The organism is Rhizobium sp. BK512, assembly GCF_014194915.1.
Lineage (GTDB): Bacteria > Pseudomonadota > Alphaproteobacteria > Rhizobiales > Rhizobiaceae > Rhizobium.
In genome coordinates, this window is the sequence record NZ_JACIAS010000006.1 from 524,833 (window position 1) to 545,263 (window position 20,431).

A 20,431-nucleotide genomic window follows, 5' to 3' on the forward strand; every position below is an offset into this window, starting at 1 on the left:
GTCATGACCAGGTGCTGTGAGGGATCTGGAACAGATGCCTTATGCGCGTCGTCAGCGTCGTTGGATGGCTGGCTTCGGCCGACACGCCTGCACTGAAGTGATGCTTCTCGGATTCGATCCGGCGAGACAGCAGCAGACCAAGCTCTTCGGCAAGTGCCGGCCGCTCCTGCATGATCGCCGCGAGGTGATCCTTGGCGATTTCGTAGACCACGACGGATGTCAGCGCACGGATATTGGCCGGCTCCAGCGCACCCATCAGCACGCCGCGTTCGCCGAAGAGATCACCGGGCGCGATTCTGGCGAGTTCGATCGTCTCGTTGCCTTCCTTCCGCTCGACGACGGCAACGCCTCGCCGCACGACCATCAATGATGTCAGCGACGTATCCTGCGTGGCGATCAACGCATCCTTCCGGAAGGTCAGCCGTTTCATGTCGGCCGCAAGCGATTCCTTTTCGTCTTCCGTCAGCGTCGAGAAGAGCGGAATGGCGTTGAGCAGGCGCCAGGCCGAGTTCGGATGTTTCCCGGCGTCCTCCGGCGGATCCGCAGCCGGGGGAAGCGACGACCCTGCAGGTGACGCAAGCTGCAGGCCTGACGCCTTGATGTGACGATAGACGAGATCGTAGACTTCGTTCCGGGCAGCGGTCGCCTCGCCCAGTCCGGAGACACGGAAGGAGAGCTCGAATTCGATGGCACTGCTGTCCAGCCCGGTGACGCTGACAGTCGGGACGGGGGACTTCAGGATGGCGTTGCTGCTCAAGAGCACCGTGCGCATCGTCTCCTCGATGGTCGCGGGCGGGCTTGAAGGCACGACCCGGATTTTCAGCGAGACGCCATGGGCTTCTTCAGGGCTGGTCAGGTTCGTCAGCCGCGCCTTGGCGAGTGCGCTGTTGGGTACGATGACGAGGTCGTTTGTGCCGTTCAGGAGATGGGTGGAGCGCCAGTTCGTCTCCACCACGCGGCCCTGCACGCCGTCTTCGAGAACGATCCAGTCGCCGACGCTGTAGTGCCTGCCGAGATTGAGCGCGACGCCCGAAAATACGTCATTCAGCGTACTCTGAAGCGCAAGGCCGAGCACGATGGCGAAGACACCCGATGTTGCAATCAGTGTGCCGATCGGTGCGCCGAAGACGTAAGCCACGACCGACAGCCCGGCGCCGAGATAGATGATGCCGACAACGAGATCCTGCAGCAGCCGTGCCTCGCGCGGCTTGCGCTCGAAGATCAGGAAGAGCCGCACCGAACTCGCCAGTACCATTGCGCCACCGATCCACCAGACGGCCTTGGCGACCCCGACGAAAATGCGCCGGAAAAGATCTTCGGCCTTGCCCATGTCGGACGTATAGGGGGCAATCTCGTGTTTCACGAGCAGCACGGTCAGCAGCGCGAAGAAGATGAAGTTGGCGATCAGCCGGAAGGCGGGTTCCCGTCCGAAAATGAACCGCGCCGCGGCACTGGCCAGAACGAGGACAATAAACTGGTACAGGGGATCTTCGAGCGTCTGCCATGACATGCAGGACATCCTGATTGGGGGTTGGACCCTATATCACGGAAGAAGAAGTCCTGTCCTCTGACACGAATGGATAGGGTGTCGTGACCGCTGACAACGCCGGCCGGGATTTTTGCCCGGCCGGCCATTTGATGGCTATTGCGCCGCGTAGGCTTCCAGCGCCTGGACGAGCTTCAGCCCCGCTTCGGCGCGGACCGTGTTCGGATAGTTCCGGTTCGCCAGCACCGTCAGGCCGATATGCAACTTCGGCACCAGCACGACATAGGCGCCGAAACCGTTCGTCGATCCCGTCTTGTTCATCAGCACTGCCGTCTGCGGCGCAAGCGGCTTTGTCCGTTTTTTCACGGGCTGGCTTTCCAGGCTCATCTTTGCGGAATTGCCGTCGAGAAGCTGCTTTAGCGCGACGGGCCAGGCATATTGCTCCCAGACCATGTCCTGCGTGTAATAGGCCGTATCGAAATATCCCGTATGCGTTTTCTCGATCGCAGCCCTGAATTCAGGTGCAAGAGCGTCCGGCTTCAAATTGGCGTCCAGTAGCTGCACCATGTCGCGGGCCGTGGTCTTGATGCCGTAGGCCTCGTCGTCGAGGACGCCAGGTCCGACGCGGATCGGCTTGTTCGCCTTGCCATAGCCGAAGGCGTAGCGATCCATGGCATCAGGCGGAACCGCGATGAAGGTGCTTTTCAGACCGAGGGCGGGAAACAGCTGCCCTTCGGCGGCTTGCCGGTAGGTGCCGCCGAGACGCTGTCCGGCAATACGCCCGAGCAGGCCGATGCTGACATTGGAATAGGAGCGCATGGTGCCAGCCTTGTAGGCCGGCTTCCAGCTCTTCAGGTAGGTCATCAGCTCGCTATCATCCGTCACGCTGTCTGGAACCTGCAGCGGCAGGCCGCCTGATGTATGGGTGGCGAGATTGACGAGGGAGATCTTGTCGAAAGCGCTGCCCTTGAGCTCCGGCAGATAGGTCGAAACCGGCTGATCCAGCGACAGCAGGCCGCGCTGTTCGGCAGCGGCGGCAAGCGTGACATTAAAAATCTTGCTGACGGAGCCGAGTTCGAAGATCGTGTCGCTGGTGACCGGCGCTTTCGTCTCGCGCGAGGCTTCCCCGCGGGTATAATAGAATTCCGAGCCATTGATCGTCACGCCGACGGCTAGTCCCGGAATGTCGTATTCCCTGATCACCGGCTGAAAAACGCGATCTGCTATCTCCTGGAATGCCTTGTCCGTCATGTCTGCCGCGTGAAGCGGGCTCGCCGACAAGGCGAGGGCGATAAGGCAATGTCTTGTGTTCATCGGACGGTTCCTCTTTGCGCAGCCGGCGATACGGCCGACACACCGTCGATAGCGTGGCCGTTTGCCCCTCCACAAACGATAAGAACTCGCAGGAGGCCCTAGTTTAATTTGGGCTTGAGAGCGGCAAGAAAGAGCCGCAGTTCCCGCTCCACGTAATCGGCAACCGCGCCATCGGACGAGAAGCCCCACCAGAGCAGCGATCCCTGCCATTGCGAGAGCATCAGCCTGGCAATGGTCTGTGATTGACTGTGCCCTTCGAAACGCTCGGCAAGTGCCGACATCAGCGCGGTCCCCCACGCCCCGCCGCGGGCGCGCAACACCGGGTCGCGGAAGTCTTCGCGCAGCAGAAGCAGGCCTTCCGCATAGGAGGCGGGATTATCTCCATAGTCCTGGGAAAGGGCGGCCAGAAGCGCGATCGCTCCATCCGAGGTTTTCGGCAATGTATCGGCAAGTCGGGCGGTTTCAGCATCCAGCCGGTCCCAGGCGTGGAGCAGGGCGGCGCGCAACATGCCGGCCTTGGTGGCGAAGCGCTGCACCAGCGTCGAACCGGAAAGGCCGCTCGCCTTCGAGACTGCCGCAAAGGTCGCCGCATCCGGTCCCTCCGACTGGATCACATCGAGAACGATCGAAAGCAGCTGTTTATCGGAAAGCGTGCGCGGACGCGGCATGAAATTCCCTCTTGCGCTCGCCTTATTTATGAACGAGCATTCGTTTATATACAAGTGAGCCGATCGATATGGCCAATTCTTTCTAGCGGGGAGGACAGCGAAGTGACAGTGGACTTGAATGGAAAGGTAGCACTCGTTGCCGGCGGAACGCGTGGTGCCGGCCGCGGCATTGCGGTGGAACTGGGCGCGGCAGGCGCGACCGTCTATGTGACCGGCCGCACGACCCGCGCGCAGCAATCCGAATATGGCCGGCCCGAGACCATCGAGGAGACAGCCGAATTGGTGAGTGCGGAGGGTGGGCGCGGCATCCCGGTGCAGGTGGACCATCTGGTGCCCGAGCAGGTCGAAGCGCTGGTTGCCCGCATCCGAGCGGAGCAGGGCAGGCTCGATATTCTCGTCAACGACATCTGGGGTGGCGAACATCTGACGGAATGGAACAAACCGGTCTGGGAACATTCTCTCGACAAGGGCCTGCGCATGCTGCGGCTTGCAATCGACACCCATTTCATCACCGCCCACTATGCGCTGGCGCTGATGATCGAGCAGCCGGGGGCCCTGCTGGTAGAGGTCACGGATGGCACGGCGGATTACAACGCCACCCATTATCGCCTCTGCCCCTATTACGACCTGGTGAAAACAGGCACGAACCGCATGGCCTGGGCGCATGCCAAGGATCTGGCAGCCCATGGCGCCACTGCCGTCTCGCTCTCGCCGGGCTGGATGCGTTCGGAAATGATGCTGGAAATTTACGGGGTTAAGGAAGAAAATTGGCGTGACGGTACAAAAGTCCAGCCGCATTTCGTCATATCGGAAACGCCACGGTTCACCGGCCGAGCGGTCGCCGCACTCGCTGCCGATCCCGATCGCAACAGATGGAATGGTCAGTCGCTATCGAGCTTCCAGCTGGCCGATGCCTATGGTTTCACCGATCTCGATGGCACCCGGCCGGATTGCTGGCGGTATCTCGCCGAAGTGCAGGAGCCTGGCAAGCCGGCAGATGACGCTGGCTATCGCTGATCCGATGGACTGCGGCCCCGGGCATTGATCGGCCGGCGAATCTGCTAGTCTCCTCCCGGAAAGGGAGCTCGCACGACTTTGCGTATCATTTCACTGAATGCCTGGGGCGGCAGCATCCACGCGCCGCTGATCGACTATCTCGCGCATGCGGAGGCCGACGTCTTTTGCCTGCAGGAGGTGATCCGGTCAGCGCCCGATACGCCGGAATGGCTGGAATATCGCGACGGCGGCACTCGGTTGGCCCAGCGCGCCCGTCTCTATGACGAAATCGCTGCCGTTCTTCCCGATCACGACGGTTATTTCAGCCCGTTTGCGCGCGGCGACCTCTTTCACGGCGAGACCCTTTTCCCGTCCGAATTCGGGATCGCCACCTTCGTCCGCAGATCCTATCCTGTCATCGGGCAGGCGGCGGATTTCATCCATGGCCGTTTCTCGCCGGATGGCTGGGGCGAGCATCCGCGCTCGCGCAATGCCCATTGCATCCGCCTGTTCGATTATGCCGGCGGCATTTCCGTCACCATCGCCCAGCTTCACGGCCTGCGCGATCCCGCCGGCAAGGGCGACATCCCGGCACGTCATGCCCAGGCGGATGCACTCGTCGAGCTGATCGAACGCGTCTGGCCGGGTGACGAACGCCTCGTCGTTTGTGGCGATTTCAATGTGCTGCCTGACAGCGTAAGTTTCGAAAAGCTCGGCCGCCTCGGCCTCAACGATCTCGTCACCAGCAGGGGTTTTACCGATACCCGCACCTCGCTCTATCCGAAGGAAGGGCGCTTTGCCGATTATATGCTGGTGACGCCAGAGGTCGTGGTGGAGCGCTTCGAGGTCGTCGAACAGCCCGAAGTTTCCGATCACCGGGCGCTTTTGATCGAGCTTGCCTGAGCAATTCCGAAGGCGAGAAGCGGTTTTGCGTCCGGAATGGCGCAGGAATTAGCGCAGCTTGAAATGCCGGTTGAGGTCGGCGATCTGCTCCTCGTTCAGCTGCCGCACCTTCATGCCGCGCGTGATGATCGAAAGCTTCGCCGCCTCTTCCAGCTCTTCGATGGCGAAGACGGCAGAGTCGAGCGTGGCGGCCGAAACAATGGGCCCGTGATTTTCCAGGAGCACGGCGCTGTGTTCGCCCGCAATCTCGGCAATCAGCGGCTTCACGTCGGTTGAGCCCGGCCGCGTATAGGGCACGACCGGCACCTTGCCGACGCGCATGACCACATAGGGCGTCAGCGGCGGAATGGCGTCCTTTGGATCGGTATCCGCAAGGCAGGAAAGGGCAGTCGCATAGGTGGAGTGCAGGTGCACCACGGCTCCTGTTTGCGGCCGCTTTTCATAGAAGGAGAAATGCAGCGGCAGTTCCTTGGTCGGCGCATCACCCGACACATGCCTGCCGTCGCTATCAAGCTTCGACAGCCGCTCGGCATCGAGGAAGCCGAGGCAGGAATTGGTCGGGGTCGCGAGATAGCCTTCTGCGGTGCGCACCGAAATATTTCCGGAAGAGCCGGCCGTAAGCCCCCTGTCGAAAAGCGATTTTCCCCAGCGGACGATGGCTTCACGCAGTAGGGTCTCACTCATGGCCTGCAATCCTGTCCAATGCCTTGGCGAAAAAGTCGGGCGAGCCGAAATTGCCGCTCTTCAGCGCGAGTCCGATCGGCTGCATCGGGTTGCCGCGTTCCGATACCAGCACCGGCACGCCGGGATCGATCTCGGCGCCGATGATCATATGCCTGAGGCCGAGCGCCTCGACCACCGCGCCTGAGGTTTCGCCGCCGCCGACGACGATCAGCTGCGTGCCGGAATCGGCAAGCCGTTTGGCAAGGCCGCCGAAGAAATCCTCAAGAATCTTCGCCGATTCCTCGCGGCCGAAGCGCTGCTGCACGAAACTCACGACTTCAGGCGAGGAGGTGGAATAAACGATCGGATTGTCGGCCGCATTGGAAGCAACCCAGTGGGCGGCATGCTCCACCGACATGGTGCCGCGCATGATCGCCGCCGGGTCGATAGAAAGGCCTGGATGATTCTGGAGATGGCAGGCGACCTGGTTCTGAGAGGCGAGCGAACAGGAGCCGCAGAGGATGACACCAGGCCCGCTGACGACAGGCACTTCGGCCGGGGCGCCAGAGAGCTTGCCGCGCCTGGCGAAATTGCGCGCCAGCCCCTGGGCCAGTGCCGACCCGCCGGTTACGAGTTCATGATCGGCGACGGCTTCGCCGATTGTCAGCAGATCGGCATCCTCGATCGCATCGACGACGACGAGACGATTGCCATCGGTCAGCTCATCGCGCAGCCGGCGGCGGATGGCTTCCGAACCCTGGCGCACCGTATCGAGCGTGATGCCGCCGACACCGCCGCGCGCCTGCAGCCGCAGCCAGCGGCGAATATCCGGATCGGTCATCGGCGTCAGCGGATGGTTCTCCATGCCGGATTCGCTGAGCAGCTTGTCCTTGACGAAGAGGTGACCCATGAAGACCCGTCGGCCGGTTGCCGGAAAGGCCGGGCAGACGACGGTGACATTGGCGCCGGTCAGTCGCTGCAACGCTTCGGCCACCGGGCCGATATTGCCTTCAGGCGTGGAATCGAAGGTCGAGCAATATTTGAAGAAAATCTGCTCACAGCCCTGATCCAGCAGCCAACGTGCCGCATCCATCGATTGCCACACCGCTTCCTCGGCCGGTATCGAGCGCGTCTTCAGCGCCACCACACCTGCTTCGCAATTGACCTTGCCGCGGCCGGGGCCGACGAACTGCATCGTCGACATGCCGCCGCGGGCAAGGGTGTTGGCTAGATCGCTGGCGCCGGTAAAATCGTCGGCAATGGCTCCAAGCAGCATGTCAGGTGCGCTCCGGTAGACTATTGTTCAATTCGTCCTCGATATGGACGCGGATGGTGTCATCAAGGGATGTCCCGGCTGTGAAACCGGGCGAAAAGGTGCGGCTGGCATCGAAACTCTGCGCCGATCAAAAGGATTTTCATTTGAAACGGTCCTCCGACCGATGAAGTGAACGCAAACCAGAACGCGTTGTCGCCTGAGTCGGCAGACATAGCGCGTTTCCAGTTAAGACCAGCCGGACAAGGCTGTCACGCAATTTCGGGCAGGGGGCGTATCTTGCTTCGAGAGCGGTTTCGCGGCAACAAGCAGGGCATGAGCATTCCGACAGACTATCCGTTCGACTTCGATCCCACCTACGGGATGACGCTTGCCGATCTGCAGGCCATCCGCCCGCCCGAGGCGCCTGAGGGGTTCGATGCCTTCTGGCAGAAGCGTTATGCGAAGGCGCTGGCGGTCAAGCCCGGGCCACGCCTGAGCCCGAGCAAGGATACCCATCCGGATTGGCAGGTGCGCGATATCGTCTACACCTCCACTGATGATATCAGCATCGGCGGCTGGCTGCTCACGCCCCGCAAGGGCGAAGTCAGGCGCGGCCTCGTCGTCGGCCACGGCTATGGCGGGCGCGACCAGCCGGAATTCGATATTCCGGTCGAGGAAACCGCGATCCTCTTTCCCTGTTTTCGCGGTATGTCGCGCAGCGCTCATCCGCCGATTTCGCCCGACGCCCCCGGGCATGTGCTGCATGATATCGATGATCCCGACCATTACGTGATCGGCGGCTGCGTCGAGGATCTGTGGGTAGCGGTGTCGGCGCTGCGCTCCCTCTATCCTTCACTCGACAGTCACATCGGCTATAGCGGGATCAGCCTCGGCGGCGGTATCGGCGCGCTCGCCATTCCCTTCGACAGCAGGATCGAGCGCGGCCATCTGACGGTGCCGACCTTCGGAGACCGCAAGCTCTGGCTGACATTGCCGACGGTCGGCAGCGCCCACTCGGTGCAGGAATATGCAAAGACCCACCCGGGTGTTTTGGAAAAGCTGCGCCTTTTCGATGCCGCAACGGCTGCGACCCGCATCAGAATACCGATGCTGGCCGCCGTGGCCCTCTTCGATCCAGCCGTCGCGCCGCCATGTCAGTTCGCGGTTGCGAACGCTTTGCCGAGATCAAAATTTAACGAAATCTTCATCCTGGATGCCGGGCATTTCGACTATGCTGATAGTGCAGTGCAGCAAACTGCGCTGCGCGAGCGAGTCGGGCGGTTTTTCAGGGGTCTATGAACCGAGAATATCTGCGCTGGTACAGCGATCGGCTCCATCGTGACATGGAGCTTCTGGTGTTCGGGCATGCCGGCGCCAAAGTTTTGATGTTCCCAACGCGGGAAGGGCGCTTTTGGGAATACGAACATCTCGGTATCGTCGCCAGCCTCGCTGAGAAGCTCGAGGCCGGCCATTTGCAACTGTTCTGCATCGAAGGCCTGGCGGGCGAGACCTTTTACGATTTCGGCCGTCACCCGGCCGATCGTCTCCGTCGCCATATCGCGTTCGAGGAATATGTGCTGAACGAGGTTCTGCCGTTGATGGAGAGCCGCAACGGCCACGAATGCACCATTGTCCACGGCTGCAGCCTCGGCGCCTTCCAGGCCGCCAGTCTCGTCTTCCGCCACCCGCATCTCTTTCGCAAGCTGGTGGCCTTTTCCGGCCGCTACGACCTGACGATGAAGGTCGAGTCCTTCGGTGATCTTTTCGACGGCTATTACGACGAGACGGTCTATTTCCACACGCCGACGCATTTCCTGCCGGGTCTCACTTCCGACTGGCGGCTGGAAAAACTGCGGCAGGTCGAAATCGTCCTGACGATCGGCAACGAGGATCCCTTCCTAGACAACAACCGCTATCTCAGCCGCCTGCTCGCCGAAAAGGCTGTCGGCCATCAGCTGCATTTCTGGGATGGCAGGGCGCATCGCGCAGGAGCCTGGCGCCGGATGGCGCCACTCTATATCTAAACGCCGCCGGATGGCGCCACTCTACATCTAAACGCTGCCGGATGGCGGCACTCTATCTCTGATCACTGCATCAGCGGTTTCTTGAGGAAGCTGTTGCGGTCGGCGGATTTGATGCGCAGCCAGGCCTCGCGGCCGTTCCGCAGCACGCGCATGGGAATTTCCGCCCCTGCCGGGCCGCTCCCCCAGACCTTGCGGTAGAAATCGGCAAGCCCATCCACTTCGCCGTCGCGGATTTCCGAGATGACGTCGCCCTGCTGCAGACCCGCCTGTGCCGCAGGACTACCCTTGGCAACGCTCATGACAACCACTTCGCCATTGCTTTCGGCCGAAAAGGCGCCGAGCCAGGGGCGCGGCGGGCGGTCGATCTGGCCGCGATTGAGCAGGTCGTCGAGGATCGGCGGCAGAAGGTTGATCGGTACGACCATGTTGATGTCGGCCACCTCGTCGCCCTGTACCATCTGCAAACGCAGCGAGCCGATGCCGAGCAGCTTGCCGTCGTCGCTGACGAGCGCCGCACCGCCCCAGGAGGGGTGGGCGGGTGCGATGAAGATCGCCTCGTCGAGCAGATATTCCCAATAGCCCGCAAATTCCTGCTTGGCGACGATATTGGCCTGCACGAATTCACCAAGGCCGTCGGCAAAGATCACTGCGTCGCCGACCTTCGTCTTGACCTTGTCGCCGATGTCGATGGCCGGCAGGTCGAGAGGCGCAAGCGACTGGATGAGGCCGAAGCCGGTTTCCTGGTCGTAGGCGAGCGCATGACCCGGAACCACCTTGCCGTCATGGCGGGTCAGCCAGATTTCGTCTGCTTCGGTGATCAGGTAGCCGATGGTGAGCACCAGCCCGTTTTCCCTGATGACAACGCCGCTACCTTCCCGGCGGGTGCCCAGCGTATTCGCGGTGAAGGCATCTTCGGGGATGGAGGCGCGAACGGCCACAACTGACCGCAGGATCCTGTCGATATTCATGGTTTCATCCTCGTAAGGCGCGGCACAAAGGCCCAGAATGCAGCGAGGGCCGGCAAGGGCCGGACGCATACCATTCTCTGTATAGGTATGAAACGACAGCCGTTTCTGCAAGACCCGTGGCCTACGGTCTTTTACTCCGCCGCGTCCCGGCCGTATTGCCGTGGCGAGCGCGCCATCACCCGCTTGAAGGCGGTGCTGAATGCGCTTTCGGACTCGTAGCCGAGGGAAAGTGCAATCGTACCGATCGGTTCGCTGCTGTTTGCCAGCCGCTCGCCCGCCAGCATCATGCGCCAGCGCGTCAGGTAATCCATCGGAGCAGCACCGACTTTCTGCTTGAAACGCTCCGCAAAGGAGGAACGCGACATGCCGGCCATGGCTGCAAGCTGCTGTAGCGTCCAGCGCCGCGCCGGCTCGGCATGCATGGCGCCGATCGCCATGCCGATCTGCCGGTCGGCGAGCGCAAAGAGCCAGCCCGTGCCATCCGTATCGGGTGCCGCGAGATAGAGCCGCAGGATCTGCATCAGCATGATATGCGCCAGATGCTCGGTCATCAGGAAGCCGCCCGGGTGTCGGCCGCGCAGCTCCCGCGCCATCTGGTCGATCGCAAAGCGCAAGACCGACGCCTGGTCCGAATGCTCGCGGACATGCACGACCGGCGGCAATATGCCGACGAGCAGGTCGGCGCCGGCGCCGGAAAAGCCGAACCGGCTGCCGACGAGGAAGAAGGCGCCGCCGCCATTGCAGACCGCGACACCATCCTTCGCATGCGCGTAGATGTCGTCAGCCGGGATTGGCTTAAGGCTGCGATCGCTCGTCATCCGGAAGGACCGGCTCTGCGTCAGCAGAAAGCAATCGCCTTCTTCCAGTCGGACAGGCTCGGCGACACCATCCACCTCCAGCCAGCAGCCGCCTGAGAGGACTGCGTTGAACTTGATACCCTGCGGTGGCGGAAAATCGATCGCCCAGTCGCGGCCGGCATCGAGCCCGAGCGAGACGTAGCTTTTCGGCTTCAAGAGCGCCAACACATCGGAAAGTGGATCCATGGAAACGGAGGTCATACGGAAATCCGGACGATCGCAAACATATCGTGGACTCTAACGCATAGATCGTATGGCCGCCACCGTATTAGTCTCCGGGCGAAATAGAGAAGGAGACATCCATGGAAAACGCACAACACCCCATCGGTTCCGGTTTCGGCGCTCGCTCGACGGCTGACGATGTTCTCGCCGGCATCGATCTCACGGGCAAACTGACAATTGTCACCGGCGGCCATTCCGGTCTCGGGCTGGAAACGACGAAGGCGCTGTCGCGGGCCGGCGCCCATGTGCTTGTCGGCGCACGTCAGCCGGAAGTGGCGGCCAAGGCGCTTTCGGGCACCACCAATATCGAGGTCGACAGGCTCGATCTTTCCGATCTCGAAAGCGTGCGGCAGTTTGCCGAACGCTTCGTGGCCTCCGGCCGCAAGGCCGATATCGTCATCAACAGCGCCGGCATCATGGCCTGCCCGGAAACGCGGGTAGGCCCGGGCTGGGAGGCGCAGCTCGCCACCAACCATCTCGGCCATTTCGCACTCGTCAATCGCCTTTGGCCGGCAATATCAAAAGGAGGCCGTATCGTCTCCGTCTCCTCAGCCGCTCACGGCATCACGCCGATCCGCTGGGACGATATCCAGTTCAATAGTGGCTACGACAGATGGCAGGCCTACGGGCAGGCGAAGACCGCAAATGCGCTCTTCGCCGTACATCTGGACAGGCTGGGCAAGGATGCCGGCGCGCGTGCCTTCTCGCTGCATCCCGGCAAGATCCTGACGCCGCTGCAGCGGCATCTGGAGAAAGAGGATATGGTCGCCGCCGGCTGGATCGACGCTGACGGCAATGCCATCGACCCCACCTTCAAGACACCCGAACAGGGTGCCGCAACACAGGTCTGGGCCGCGACCTCACCACAGCTTGCAGGCCTCGGCGGCCTGTACTGCGCCAACTGCGATATCGCATCCATCTCCGACGACGGGGCGGAGACCAGTGTGCGCGCCTACGCCGTCGATCCCGACGAGGCTGCCCGTCTCTGGGCGCTCTCGGCGGAATTGACCGGTGTAAACGCGTTCAGCCGTTAAGCGTGGATGCCGGGCGCCTCATAACCGGTGCGCTCGACGTACTCGGTATAGCCACCGCCATACTGGTGGATGCCATCAGGCGTCAGCTCCAGGACGCGGTTGGAAAGGGCTGCCAGGAAGTGGCGATCGTGCGAAACGAAGAGCATCGTGCCCTCGAAATCGGCGAGCGCCTTGATCAGCATTTCCTTGGTATCGAGGTCGAGGTGGTTGGTCGGCTCGTCGAGCACGAGGAAGTTCGGCGGGTCGAACAGCATATGGGCCATGACGAGGCGGGCTTTCTCGCCGCCGGACAGCACGCGGCAGCGCTTGTCCACATCATCACCCGAAAAGCCGAAGCAGCCGGCAAGCGCGCGCAGCGGCGCCTGGCCGGCAAGTGGGAAGGAATCTTCAAGCCATTCCAGCACGGTGCGTTCGCCGTCCAGCAGGTCCATGGCGTGCTGCGCGAAATAGCCGAGCTTGACACTGGCACCCAGCGCCACGCTGCCGGTATCCGGTTCGGCCGTACCCGTCACCAGCTTCAGAAGCGTCGATTTGCCGGCGCCATTGACGCCCATGATGCACCAGCGCTCCTTGCGGCGGACCATGAAGTCCAGCCCTTCATAGATGGTACGGCTGCCGTATTTCTTGTGGACGTTCTTGAGGTTGACGACATCTTCGCCCGAGCGCGGCGCCGGCTGGAATTCAAAGGCCACCGTCTGTCGGCGCTTCGGCGGCTCGACGCGTTCGATCTTTTCCAGCTTCTTGACGCGGCTCTGCACCTGCGAGGCATGGCTGGCGCGCGCCTTGAAGCGCTCGATGAACTTGATTTCCTTGGCAAGCATCGCCTGCTGGCGTTCGAACTGCGCCTGCTGCTGCTTCTCGTTCTGAGCCCGCTGCTGCTCGTAGAAGCCGTAGTCGCCGGAATAGCTGTTGAGCGAGCCGGCATCGATCTCGATGATCTTGGTGACGATGCGGTTCATGAACTCGCGGTCGTGCGAGGTCATCAAGAGCGCGCCCTCATAGGTCTTCAGGAACTCTTCCAGCCAGATCAGGCTTTCGAGATCCAGATGGTTGCTCGGTTCGTCGAGCAGCATCACGTCGGGACGCATCAGCAGGATGCGGCCGAGCGCCACGCGCATCTTCCAGCCGCCCGAGAGCGCGCCGACATCGCCGTCCATCATCTCCTGGCTGAAGCTCAGGCCGTCCAAAACTTCGCGGGCGCGGCCTTCCAGCGCATAGCCGTCCAGCTCCTCGTAGCGTGCCTGCACCTCGCCATAACGCTCGATGATCTCTTCCATCTCGTCCATGCGATCAGGATCGGACATGGCCGCTTCCAGCTCGCGCAACTCGGCGGCAACGATGCTGACGGGGCCAGCGCCCTCCATCACCTCGGCTACCGCGCTGCGGCCGGCCATTTCGCCGACATCCTGGTTGAAATAGCCGATCGAGACGTGTTTTTCGACCGAGACCTGGCCTTCATCCGGCAGCTCTTCGCCGTTGATCATGCGGAAAAGCGTGGTCTTGCCGGCGCCGTTCGGGCCGACGAGACCGATCTTCTCGCCCTTGTTGAGGGCTGCGGTAGCTTCGATGAAGAGGATGCGGTGGCTGTTTTGCTTGCTGATATTTTCTATACGGATCATGTCTTACGCGGGAGCTTGGGAGAATTTTGGCGCCCTTATGCCACGGGTTTGCCGCCGTGTCGCAGGTTTTCCGCGTCATGAAGCTGTGATCTTTGCAGCCTGTGTCCATTCCGCACGACTGGAAATCGAGACATCCTTCCTTATTATCCCCACGGGGAGGAGCCCATGACCGACAAGATATCAGCCAAGCCGGCAAAACCAGCGGAACCGAAGCTGCTTTCCGGCGGCAATCCGCAGATCGCCAAAGGCGAGGGCGATGGCCCGGTGCAGGCCTATATCGCTGCCATGCCCGGCTGGAAAAGCGATGTCGGCCGTCGCCTCGATGCGTTGATCATGCAAACCGTTCCCGATGCCCGCAAGGCCGTCAAATGGAACTCGCCGCTCTACGGCATGAAGGGTGACGGCTGGTTCCTCGGCGTTCACTGTTTCAACAGATACATCAAGCTGGCCTTCTTCCGCGGTGCCACCCTGCAGCCCATGCCGCCCGAGGAATCCAGGACTGCGGAAACGCGCTACTTCCACATCCATGAGAACGACGTGATCGATGAGGCACAGATTGCCGATTGGGTGAGACAGGCAAGCCTGCTGCCCGGCGAGAAAATGTAAGGAGAGAGACCATGAAGAAAGCGGCGACCACAAAAAAGGAAACGGACCTGAAGGAAGTGTCTCCCTCCGAACGCATCGATGCCAAGATCGAGGAGTTGAGCGACTGGCGGGGCGAAACGCTCGCTCGCGTCCGGGCGATCATCCGCGCGTCCGATCCCGAGGTCGAGGAGACCTGGAAATGGCGCGGCGTTCCGGTCTGGGAACATGCCGGCATCATCTGCACCGGCGAAACCTACAAGACCGTCGTCAAGCTGACCTTTGCCAAGGGCGCTTCGGTGGAGGATCCGTCCAAGCTCTTTAATTCCAGCCTTGAAGGCAATACGCGCCGCGCGATCGATATTCACGAAGGCGAGAAAATCGACGAGGCAGCCCTGACAGCGCTGGTGCAGGCCGCGGTGGCGCTGAACACCGCGCGCAAACCGGCGGCGAAGAAAGCAGGCGCCTAGTTTTGCAGGCGAAAGGCGGTCCGGCCCGACTGGACATTGCCGACACCGCGGAGTGGGCTATGTGGAACCTTGCGAGCTGATTTCGATTAAAACCCGATAAGACGGAGGCTCTCTTGAAGGGTTACCTTCCCTATCTGCTGGGCGCACTGGCCGGAATGCTCATCGCGATTTTCCTGTCCAGTCTTTTGACGCTGACAGGAACGCCACAACTGGTTCTTTTCGCACTTCTGCCCGTCGCGGGCGGTGCGGTCGCCGAGCGTGCGGTCCGTCGCCGCTCCGGCAATTCCTGAGAGACCCATGGGACGGCTGAAGGAAATCGTCATCGATTGCGATGTGCCCTCCCGCGTCGCCCGCTTCTGGGCCGAAGCGCTCGATGGTTACGCGGTGCTGCCTTACGACGACGATGAAATCGCGCGTCTGGCAGCGCTCGGCCTGACACCCGAGACCGACCCGGTGGTGATGGTCGACGGGCCTGGCACGCGCCTTTGCTTCCATCTTCGCAAGGGAGAGCGTCCGGCTCGCAACCGCGTTCATCTCGATATAGCTGTCGACGACCGGAAAAAGGAAGTCGCGCGCCTGTTATCCCTGGGCGCGACTTTCGTGCGCGAAACGGCCGATTACACCGTGCTGAACGATCCCGAAGGCAACAATTTCTGTGTCACCTCCGACTAGTTCACGTCAGACCGACTTCACCTCGCCGCCATCCATGCGCAGCGTCGTGCCGGTCATCCAGTGCGCAGCCGGCGAGACGAGGAAGGCCATGAGTTCGGCGATCTCTTCCGGCTCGCCGTAGCGGGCAATGCCGGCTTCCTTCGGAAACCTGGCCGTCGCCTCTTCTGCCGTCATGTTGTGCAACGGCGCCCAGTGCTCCAGATAGCTGCGGCGGCGCCCGGTCATGACCGGCCCGGGCAGCACGCTGTTGACTTGCACGCCATCCTCGATGCCGCGATCGGAGAAAGCCTTGGCGAGCGCAGATATCGCCGCATTGATCGTGCCGACGGCGGCATAGGCGGCCTTCGGAAAAACCGCCGAGTTACCGGACATCAGCACGACGGAACCTTTCGTTTCCTTCAGCGCCGGCCAGGCGGCGATGGTCAGCCGCCGTGCGCCATGCAGCTTCAGCGCCATGCCGTCATCCCATTGTCGGTCTGTCATCTCGAACACGTCGATCTGCGGCACGGCGCCTGCAATGTTGAGCAGCGCATCGATCCGTCCGAAGGCGGCAAGCGCCTTGTCGACGATTCCCTGTGCCGCCGCCGGTTCCGCAAGGTCGGCATCGATGACCAGCGTTTTTGCGCCCGCCGCCTCGACAGCCTTGGCGGTCTCGGCGAGATTGGCCTTGTTGCGGGCAACGAGCACAAGCGCGGAAAAATCCTTTGCAAGCCGGATGGCTGTTGCCTGGCCGATGCCCTGGCTGGCGCCAGTAATGATGGCTACTCTGTCGGACATGATATCCCTCCTTTTTGCAGGCCTATCAACCGAGGAAGTCGCGGATCGCAGCGGCAATCTCGTCCGCATGCGTTTCGAGCGCGAAGTGGCCAGTGTCGAAGAATTTGATCACGGCATCAGGAATATCGCGGGCGAAGGCTTCTGCGCCCGGCGGAAGGAAGAAGGGGTCGTTCTTGCCCCAGACCGCGAGAAAGCGCGGCTTGTGGGTGCGGAAGTAGTTCTGGAAGGTCGGGTAGAGTGCCACGTTGCTCTTGTAGTCGCCCATGAGATCGAGCTGCACATCTTCAGCACCCGGACGCGAGAGATAGAAATTGTCGAGCGAATAACCGTCGGGCGAAACCGTGGTCGGATCGGCAACGCCATGCGTATATTGCCAGATCGTCGTCTCCGGACCCAGAAACGCCTTCAGCACGGCCCGGTTTTCTGTACTTGCATCCTGCCAATAGGCCTGCACCGGGTTCCACGCATCGCTGAGGCCATCGACATAGGCGTTGCCATTCTGCGAAATGATGCCCGTGATCCGCTCCGGATGCTTCACTGCCAGGCGGAAACCGGTTGGCGCGCCATAGTCGAAGACATAGACGGCGTAGCGATCGAAGCCGACGATCTCGGTGAAGCGGTCGATCGTGTCCGCAATGCTGTCGAAGCTGTTGACCGCGGGATCGTCCGACTGGCCGAAGCCCGGAAGGTCGGGCGCGATGATGTGATAGCGATCGGCAAGCAGCGGGATCAGATCGCGGAACATGTGGCCGGAGGTCGGGAAGCCATGCAGCAGCAGGAGCTTCGGCGCACCTTTGGGACCGGCCTCACGATAGGCGATCTTGATGCCGTCGACGGTGGTGTTGCGATAGCTGATCTTGGTCATGGTCATGTTTCCTTCAGTGAGATGATTGGTGATATGTTCGGAGATATGTCGGCCGTTCAGGCTTCGGCCACTGTTGCCGCCGCCTCGCGGATGACCTGCAGCACCGTGTCCGGTGCCGTGACCATCGGCGTATGATCGACAGCGAAGGGCCGCTGCAGCGCCTGCATACGCTCGGCCATGAAGTGCTGGTTGGCGGCCGCGATCATCCGGTCGTCTTCGGCGACCAGGAACCAGGAAGGGCGATCCTTCCAGAGCGGTCGCTCGACCGGTACCGTGATGCAGGCAGGTGAAATCGGCCGCTGCACGGCCGAGAGCACCGCCAGTTCTTCATCCGTTGCGTTCGGCGCATAGGCCGCGGCAAAGGCTTCACGCGGGTAATAGATCAGTCCATTCTCGTCGGGCGCCAGTTGCGGCGCCCGCGGATCGAGTTCAGTGCGATAGAAGACATCGGCAACCGTCTCTCCTTCATTCGGGGCCAGTGCAGCAACATAGACCAGTGCCTTCACATTCTCGTTCCGCACGCCGGCGATAACCGCTCCGGCATAGGCATGGCCGGCGAGAACCACCGGCCCGTCCAAACGGTCCAGCGCCTGTTCCAGGGCTTTGACGTCATCGGCATAGGAGGTCAGCGGCAGCGGTGCGGCCGTCACCGCAAAACCGTCGGCGGCAAGCGGCGCGATGATCTTGGCCCAGCCGGAGCCATCAGCCCAGGCCCCATGGACGAGCACGATATGCATAGTCTGCTGATCAGTCGATTGCGACGGCATCTGCTTTCTCCCTTTTTCGAAGTAACCGTTTAAAGCGATATAGAACGGTTATCCTGTGGAGGCGTAACTTGTCAACAGGCTTTTGACAGGTTACATAAGGGGCACGTTTTCAAACGGGCTGCCGTACAGTTACGGTCTGCAGCCGAAATAGGACTTGTCATGGATAACCACTCTCCCGCCCTGTTTCTGGGTGATGCGCTGGCACTGGATTTCCTGAATTCGGTGGCGACGCCTGTCGACACGCCTGTTGATTGGATAGAAGACGGGGAGGGCCTGTTGCGCTGGCTGGAACAGGCAAACCTCGTCCCGCACGAGACGCTTGAAAGCCTGCGCGCCCAGGCATTGCCGGGGGAACTCGACAAGGTCGCCGATCAGGCGCGCAATCTGCGCGAATGGTTCCGAGCTTTTGTCCGCGAGCATAAGGGAAAGCAGCTGAAGCCCCAGGCTTTGGCCGAACTGGAGCCGCTGAACCGCCTGCTTGAACGTGACGAGGGTTTCAGCCGTATCGTGGCGCGCCAGACGGAAGAAGGCGAGGTTTTCGAGTTCCGGCCGATGCGCAAATGGCGTTCGCCGGAAGCATTGCTGTTACCGGTCGGCGAGGCGCTCGGGCGCTTTGTCTGCTCCGAGGATTTTTCCAATGTGAAAGCTTGCGAGGGGCCGGTCTGCACCCTGCTGTTTGCCGACCATACCCGTGGTCACCGCAGGCGCTGGTGCAGCATGGCAATGTGCGGCAACCGCGCCAAGCAGGCCGCACACCGCGACCGGATCAGGCAGGCGTAACCTTCATTTCTTCGATAAGCCGGTCAAAGCCGATACCCGTGCCGCCCTCTCTGATATCGCCGTCTTTGGGGTCTCCGAAGACGGCCTGCTCGGTAAAGGTCATCAGCGTCGTGGCGCCGCGTCCGGTAAATTCCACCGTGACCAGCGACGAGGAGATGCTCTTGCCTGCCGTCAGCATCGTATAGGCATAGACGATGCGTTCGCGCGGGTGAATTTCGAGATAGTGGGCGCGCATCGCCTGCTCGGTCCCATCAGGCATGCGCCATGTCATGCGCTCGGCTCCGCCGATCGCGAAGTCGAAATGATCCTCCATCACCTGCCAGTCGGGATGACACGCTGTCCAGCGCCGCTTCAGCTGGTGGTCCGACCAGAAGCGGAAGGCATGCCCGACACTACCAGGCAGGTCGCGCTCGATGACGAACGTCCGATGATTGACGGTGACACCCATCAGTGATCCTTTTCCTCAGGGGTTTCCGCCATCAGCAGGGCTAGGCGGTCGAAGGCGGCATGCATTTCGGCCTGTCGCTGCTCGAGCCACCGGTTGATGGCGCCGAAGGCCTGCTGCTGCATGCGATAGGTGCGCACGCGGCCGATCTTTTCCGAAATGACGATGCCGCTTTCCTCGAGAATGCGCAGGTGTTTCAGCACGGCCGGCAGACCGACATCGGCGGGCTCTGCCAGTTCCGTGACGGAGGCCGGTCCCCTGGCAAGTTGCTCAATGAAGCTGCGCCGATAGGGATCGGCAAGCGCCTGAAACATCCGGTCGAATTCGGCTGGCGCCGGTTCTGCCATTACATTGCCTCAAGATACCGCGCGGGCATCGCCTCCCGATAGGGAAACATCGAAAAATAGGGTTGCGCTTCCGACAGCACGCGTTTGACGGAAGGACGTTGTAACAGACGCTCCAGATAGGAGGAAAGCGCCTGCTGCTCCCCGGTGAACGGATGCACGATGGAGGCGAAGAACAATCCGGGCAAGGCCGCGCAATCGGCCATGGTGAAATCATCTCCCGTTGCCCAGCGCTTTTCCTGCATGTGGGCGTCAATCATCTTGTAGGCCTGATCAAGCATCGTCCTCGCTTCCATCACGCCATGCGGATCATGAGCATCTGCCGGCCGGATCCTGTCGGTGACGATCTTCTGCATCGGCACACTGACATAGAGATCGTAAAACCGGTCCCAGAGCCGCACCTGCATCTGCGCCCCCGGATCATCGGGCAGAAGCCGCACCGGCCCCGGATAGTGGGCCTGCAGATACTCTATGATGATGCTCGTTTCCGGTATCGTGCGCCCCGCTGCCCGATCACCCAGAATCGGAATCTTGCCGACCGGCCACTTGTCGAGCAACGCTGCGGCCGACTCCGGATTGCCGAAGTCGACGATCTCCGCGTCAAACGCAGTCCCATTTTCATAAAGGGCAATCAGCACCTTATGGCAGAAGGAGGCGAGGGGATGAAGATAAAGCGTCAGTGTCATTAATCCACCTATAGTTTCCAACTGAGGAAACTAT

Annotated in this window: 24 protein-coding genes; 10 read left to right on the forward strand and 14 right to left on the reverse strand. The window is 61.5% G+C overall.

The window, feature by feature from the left end:
• Position 1 precedes the first annotated feature (1 nt).
• The 3 genes from FHX06_RS23200 to FHX06_RS23210 form a co-directional block, all read right to left on the reverse strand.
• The gene (locus FHX06_RS23200; protein WP_112547435.1) at positions 2-1,510 is read right to left on the reverse strand and encodes a mechanosensitive ion channel family protein; all 1,509 of its coding nucleotides are present in this window, start codon (positions 1,508-1,510) and stop codon (positions 2-4) included.
• Between the two features lie 132 nt (positions 1,511-1,642).
• Entirely contained in the window at positions 1,643-2,800 is a 1,158-nt protein-coding gene (ampC, locus tag FHX06_RS23205; RefSeq protein WP_183881014.1) for a class C beta-lactamase, read from the reverse strand.
• Between the two features lie 98 nt (positions 2,801-2,898).
• Positions 2,899-3,468: a TetR/AcrR family transcriptional regulator gene (locus FHX06_RS23210; protein WP_183881016.1), complete on the reverse strand. Its 570-nt coding sequence runs from the start codon at positions 3,466-3,468 to the stop codon at positions 2,899-2,901.
• Between the two features lie 102 nt (positions 3,469-3,570).
• On the opposite strand from FHX06_RS23210, the gene FHX06_RS23215 reads away from it, so the two are divergent.
• Positions 3,571-4,485, forward strand: a complete 915-nt coding sequence (locus tag FHX06_RS23215) for an SDR family oxidoreductase (protein ID WP_183881018.1) — start codon at positions 3,571-3,573, stop codon at positions 4,483-4,485.
• Positions 4,486-4,563: 78 nt separating this feature from the next.
• Positions 4,564-5,367 (forward strand): endonuclease/exonuclease/phosphatase family protein, encoded by an 804-nt coding sequence (locus FHX06_RS23220; protein WP_183881020.1) that lies wholly within the window; start codon positions 4,564-4,566, stop codon positions 5,365-5,367.
• Positions 5,368-5,415: 48 nt separating this feature from the next.
• Here FHX06_RS23220 and FHX06_RS23225 read toward each other — a convergent pair whose 3' ends face one another.
• Positions 5,416-6,051, reverse strand: coding sequence for an aldolase (locus FHX06_RS23225; protein ID WP_183881022.1), 636 nt, complete (start codon positions 6,049-6,051; stop codon positions 5,416-5,418).
• The gene (gene otnK / locus FHX06_RS23230; RefSeq protein WP_183881024.1) at positions 6,044-7,306 is read right to left on the reverse strand and encodes a 3-oxo-tetronate kinase; all 1,263 of its coding nucleotides are present in this window, start codon (positions 7,304-7,306) and stop codon (positions 6,044-6,046) included. The genes FHX06_RS23225 and otnK overlap by 8 nt, the downstream gene beginning before the upstream one ends.
• 312 nt (positions 7,307-7,618) lie before the next feature.
• Between otnK and FHX06_RS23235 the strand changes: the two genes are divergently transcribed.
• Positions 7,619-8,584: an acetylxylan esterase gene (locus tag FHX06_RS23235; RefSeq protein ID WP_183881026.1), complete on the forward strand. Its 966-nt coding sequence runs from the start codon at positions 7,619-7,621 to the stop codon at positions 8,582-8,584.
• Positions 8,581-9,309, forward strand: a complete 729-nt coding sequence (locus FHX06_RS23240) for an esterase family protein (protein ID WP_183881028.1) — start codon at positions 8,581-8,583, stop codon at positions 9,307-9,309. The genes FHX06_RS23235 and FHX06_RS23240 overlap by 4 nt, the downstream gene beginning before the upstream one ends.
• A gap of 62 nt (positions 9,310-9,371) precedes the next feature.
• Here the strand turns inward: FHX06_RS23240 and FHX06_RS23245 are convergent, their stop codons facing one another.
• Both FHX06_RS23245 and FHX06_RS23250 read right to left on the reverse strand, forming a co-directional pair.
• Positions 9,372-10,277, reverse strand: coding sequence for a S1C family serine protease (locus FHX06_RS23245; protein ID WP_183881030.1), 906 nt, complete (start codon positions 10,275-10,277; stop codon positions 9,372-9,374).
• Between the two features lie 131 nt (positions 10,278-10,408).
• Positions 10,409-11,320 (reverse strand): AraC family transcriptional regulator, encoded by a 912-nt coding sequence (locus FHX06_RS23250; RefSeq protein ID WP_183881086.1) that lies wholly within the window; start codon positions 11,318-11,320, stop codon positions 10,409-10,411.
• Positions 11,321-11,436: 116 nt separating this feature from the next.
• On the opposite strand from FHX06_RS23250, the gene FHX06_RS23255 reads away from it, so the two are divergent.
• A complete protein-coding gene (locus tag FHX06_RS23255) occupies positions 11,437-12,390 on the forward strand; it encodes an SDR family NAD(P)-dependent oxidoreductase (RefSeq protein ID WP_183881032.1) in 954 nt (317 codons plus the stop codon).
• Here FHX06_RS23255 and FHX06_RS23260 read toward each other — a convergent pair.
• A complete protein-coding gene (locus tag FHX06_RS23260; protein ID WP_183881034.1) occupies positions 12,387-14,009 on the reverse strand; it encodes an ABC-F family ATP-binding cassette domain-containing protein in 1,623 nt (540 codons plus the stop codon). The genes FHX06_RS23255 and FHX06_RS23260 overlap by 4 nt on opposite strands.
• Before the next feature lie 165 nt (positions 14,010-14,174).
• On the opposite strand from FHX06_RS23260, the gene FHX06_RS23265 reads away from it, so the two are divergent.
• From FHX06_RS23265 to FHX06_RS23280, 4 genes are all read left to right on the forward strand, one after another.
• Positions 14,175-14,615 carry a DUF1801 domain-containing protein gene (locus tag FHX06_RS23265; RefSeq protein WP_183881036.1) on the forward strand — a complete coding sequence of 147 codons (441 nt, stop codon included), beginning with the start codon at positions 14,175-14,177 and terminating at the stop codon, positions 14,613-14,615.
• 11 nt (positions 14,616-14,626) lie between these two features.
• Positions 14,627-15,061, forward strand: a complete 435-nt coding sequence (locus FHX06_RS23270) for a DUF1801 domain-containing protein (protein WP_183881038.1) — start codon at positions 14,627-14,629, stop codon at positions 15,059-15,061.
• A gap of 113 nt (positions 15,062-15,174) precedes the next feature.
• Positions 15,175-15,351: a hypothetical protein gene (locus tag FHX06_RS23275; RefSeq protein WP_183881040.1), complete on the forward strand. Its 177-nt coding sequence runs from the start codon at positions 15,175-15,177 to the stop codon at positions 15,349-15,351.
• Positions 15,352-15,358: 7 nt separating this feature from the next.
• A complete protein-coding gene (locus tag FHX06_RS23280; RefSeq protein WP_112970612.1) occupies positions 15,359-15,733 on the forward strand; it encodes a VOC family protein in 375 nt (124 codons plus the stop codon).
• A 6-nt stretch (positions 15,734-15,739) separates the two neighbouring features.
• On the opposite strand, the gene FHX06_RS23285 is transcribed toward FHX06_RS23280, so the two are convergent.
• From FHX06_RS23285 to FHX06_RS23295, 3 genes are read right to left on the reverse strand one after another with little or no spacing between them, the layout of a single operon-like run.
• Entirely contained in the window at positions 15,740-16,510 is a 771-nt protein-coding gene (locus tag FHX06_RS23285; RefSeq protein ID WP_183881042.1) for an SDR family oxidoreductase, read from the reverse strand.
• A gap of 25 nt (positions 16,511-16,535) precedes the next feature.
• Complete coding sequence (locus FHX06_RS23290; RefSeq protein ID WP_183881044.1) at positions 16,536-17,375, reverse strand: alpha/beta fold hydrolase; 840 nt, start codon at positions 17,373-17,375, stop codon at positions 16,536-16,538.
• Between the two features lie 56 nt (positions 17,376-17,431).
• Entirely contained in the window at positions 17,432-18,142 is a 711-nt protein-coding gene (locus FHX06_RS23295; protein WP_183881046.1) for an alpha/beta fold hydrolase, read from the reverse strand.
• A 159-nt stretch (positions 18,143-18,301) separates the two neighbouring features.
• Here FHX06_RS23295 and FHX06_RS23300 point away from each other — a divergent pair, with 159 nt between their 5' ends.
• Complete coding sequence (locus tag FHX06_RS23300) at positions 18,302-18,922, forward strand: CGNR zinc finger domain-containing protein (protein ID WP_183881048.1); 621 nt, start codon at positions 18,302-18,304, stop codon at positions 18,920-18,922.
• Here FHX06_RS23300 and FHX06_RS23305 read toward each other — a convergent pair.
• The 3 genes from FHX06_RS23305 to FHX06_RS23315 are packed head-to-tail and all read right to left on the reverse strand — an operon-like array spanning position 18,909 to position 20,397.
• On the reverse strand, positions 18,909-19,370 hold the full coding sequence (locus FHX06_RS23305) for an SRPBCC domain-containing protein (protein ID WP_183881050.1): 462 nt from the start codon (positions 19,368-19,370) through the stop codon (positions 18,909-18,911). The two genes, FHX06_RS23300 and FHX06_RS23305, sit on opposite strands and share 14 nt — an antisense overlap.
• On the reverse strand, positions 19,370-19,714 hold the full coding sequence (locus tag FHX06_RS23310; RefSeq protein WP_112970618.1) for an ArsR/SmtB family transcription factor: 345 nt from the start codon (positions 19,712-19,714) through the stop codon (positions 19,370-19,372). Before FHX06_RS23310 ends, FHX06_RS23305 begins: the two co-directional genes overlap by 1 nt.
• Positions 19,714-20,397 (reverse strand): glutathione S-transferase family protein, encoded by a 684-nt coding sequence (locus tag FHX06_RS23315; protein WP_183881052.1) that lies wholly within the window; start codon positions 20,395-20,397, stop codon positions 19,714-19,716. The genes FHX06_RS23310 and FHX06_RS23315 overlap by 1 nt, the downstream gene beginning before the upstream one ends.
• Positions 20,398-20,431 lie beyond the last annotated feature (34 nt).